The sequence below is a fragment of the Bradyrhizobium sp. Ken51 genome (assembly GCF_055807435.1).
The window spans coordinates 1-2,964 of record NZ_JBVVPB010000096.1 but is presented as its reverse complement, the minus strand read 5'-3'; the positions used below and the strand labels follow the sequence as shown (position 1 = coordinate 2,964).

Genomic DNA, 2,964 nt, shown 5'->3' with positions numbered 1-2,964 from the left:
GCGCCAAGCTCGACTTGCTTCAGGCCCGCCTGATCGGCGTTATATGACCACGGCTGCACCAAAGTTGCGTCAGAGCCAAATTTGCAAACGATGACGTAATTGCGGTCGGCGCCCGCGGCTCGAAATGTCCGCTATCTTCAAGCCTTCCCGCAATCCCGCGAATCGGAGGGGCTATGAAGCAGTATGATGGGTTGGATGTCTCGCAAAAAGAAACATCAGTGTGTGTGGTCGACGAAGTGGGTCAGGTCTTGTTCGAGGGAAAGGCCAAGTCCGACCCGGGGGCGCTGACGGCACTGCTTCGCAAGCGAGCGCCACAGGCGGAGCGCATCGGATTTGAGACCGGGGCGATGGCGAGTTGGCTATGGCATGAACTTCGTAGGGTTGATCTTCCGGTGGTCTGCATCGACGCGCGTCATGCCCACGCGGCTTTGTCCGTACGCATGAACAAGAGCGATCAGAATGATGCTCGAGGTTTGGCCGAACTGGTGCGGGTCGGCTGGTACCGAGAAGTCAAAGTCAAGAGCGAGGAAAGTCAGAAGATACGCGCGATACTCGTCGCGAGATCTCGGCTCGTGGCCATTCGTCGAGATATCGAGAACCAGGTCCGCAGTCTAATCAAAGAATACGGCTTGCTCTTCCCACGCGCGATCGGACTGCAGTTCCGCAATCAGGTCTGCGAGCTATTGGGCGAAGATCATCAGCTCCTCGGTGTGATCGCGCCGCTTCTGTCGATCCATGAGCAGATCTGCAAGCAGCAAAGCAAGTTCGACGACGAAGTCCGCCAGTTGGCGAAGTCGGATGAGACAACGCGCCGCCTGATGACGGTTCCTGGTGTCGGCGTGGTGACCGCCTTGACCTTCCGCCATACGATCGACGACCCATCGCGCTTCCGATCGGCATCCAGCGTCGGCGCCTATCTGGGTCTTACGCCTCGACGCAACCAGTCTGGCGAAACTGATATCAATGGCAAGATATCACGATGGGGCGACCGTCTTCTTCGAACTTACCTGTACGAGGCGGCGACCGTCCTACTTTATAGAACGAAGAAATGGTCCTCTCTCAAGGCTTGGGGCATGAAGCTCGCCAAGCGGATTGGCATGCGAAAGGCAAAGGTCGCCATCGCGCGCAAAATCGCCATCGTTCTTCACTGTATCTGGGTCGACGGCACATCGTTCGACTGGGGCCAGGCGAAGGAAGCCTGATCCGATCTTGTAAAGTTCCTGGTCCGGTCTGCCGAACTGGCGATGTCCCGCTGGGACGGTGTTGTGGCGACCTCGGTCAATCGGCTGGTGGCGGCTCGTCCGCATTCCGCTGCAAACGTTGAGGCGCCCCGACCCGGACATCATCGTGAGGCGCTGCGCGACCTCGGAAAGGACCATGATCCCAGCGAAGACATCAACCAGCTCCGGCGATCCAGTGCCTGGCCGGCAAAGCACGTATCAGCCGCGCCCGCGCCGTCTCCGCAATCCGGACCAGCTCCGACGGCGCGAGCGCTACCACCGTGCCGTGGGCGAGTTAGAAATGTAAGCTTGACAACAAACCGCAATTAAAGGGCCGATTGACAGTCCTGGGAGGCATTTTCGGGTCATTGGCCTCGTCGAATGGCGCACAGCCGATTGAGCCGGTTGAGGTCCAGGCGGTCTCTGGGACCGCACGAGTTTGCCCTCTCTCGTAGGCGTCCGAGCCTTTGGTCCCGGCGCGGCGCCTACGCCTCCCATCTCGCCGTAATAAACGCTGTAGACCTCGCGAACGGCTAGAGCCGTGGACTCGGCCACGCTCATTGTCTCGAGCCGGGTTTGATAATTTGTCAGAAACCTTCGGGCGCTGGACGGCAGGTCATCGAAACCACCCAGCTTGGCCATCATGAGCCAGGTGGCAAAATCCGCCTCAGCCTTCGTGCGCGCTCTCTTGGCGATTACTGGCGTTGGAGCTAGACGACATGGTGGTCCGATTGGTTTGAACCCCGCCGCGAAGCTGTCCATCGACACCCGGCCGGCGGGGGCAGGCAATTGGAAATCCAGGCACAGTACCGGGAGAGTTCAAACGCGAACCTTGCCAACCGGTCGGCTCCTGGCCAAGTTGAATGGGCGGTAGCTATCATAACTTGTGGTCCGCGGATATCCACTCCTCTAGCCTCTCCGCGGCAAGTAGTTGGAATGGGACAGATTTCAGTTGACTGCCTGGGAGTCGGGATGAATTTCTACGGCGACTTGCTACGAGTTAAATCTGCCAATGCCAGCTTGAGCTCGATCGCTAAAGCTGCTCTTGCTCATCAGAGAGTTCAACCAATTGAAGCTCTCGCTCCGTCTGATCCAAATCATGGTCGAAAGGGCCTGGAGCATGGGGACAGTCCGAAGGCGTGATCTATCGGAGACGTTGACTGCGACGTGGTGTCTCGTCGGCGGCGAACACATAGCGCGAGTTGGCACTGGATGCCTCGCCGCGGCCTACCTGAAAAACGCAGCAGACTGGTCCGTCCCATCCTCAACGAAGGGCAGGTGGCCTGGGGAGGCAGGAGCTTGCCGGGCACCACCTGAAGTCGGTTTGTTAGACCATGCGGTCAGGAGCGCAACGCGCGCCCGCTCGAATGACCGCGGGCCGGTTCCTAGACACCGCCATTGATGGCCTGCATCAGGTAGTACTCGAGATAGGAGCACGCCTCGATCTGGTTAATGAGAAGCTCGAATGCGCCTGATCCGTGCCCTATAGGCGGTCCAGCGGCTCAGGTTTTGCCCCGTGGTGCGCTCAGCGGCGTATGCGCAAGTAACACACCGTCAATCGCCCCGCGCTAGAACAGGCTCTATCGCGGACTGGTGACGAGCACTGCGATAGGAAGGCAAATTGAGAGCCCGGCGGCACCTAGGCCGGCGGGTTTTTCTTTTGATCAGATCGGACCGGGGCAGGCCAGTCCACGATGACTAAGTTTCACCCATGTGTATGATTCCCTTGGGCGGGGCTTGATTC

The 2,964-nt window shown here is 59.1% G+C and carries 1 protein-coding gene; it reads left to right on the top strand.

Going from position 1 to position 2,964, the window contains the following annotated elements:
* Window positions 1-173 precede the first annotated feature (173 nt).
* On the top strand, window positions 174-1,202 hold the full coding sequence (locus AC0L27_RS40890) for an IS110 family RNA-guided transposase (RefSeq protein ID WP_473323724.1): 1,029 nt from the start codon (window positions 174-176) through the stop codon (window positions 1,200-1,202).
* Window positions 1,203-2,964 lie beyond the last annotated feature (1,762 nt).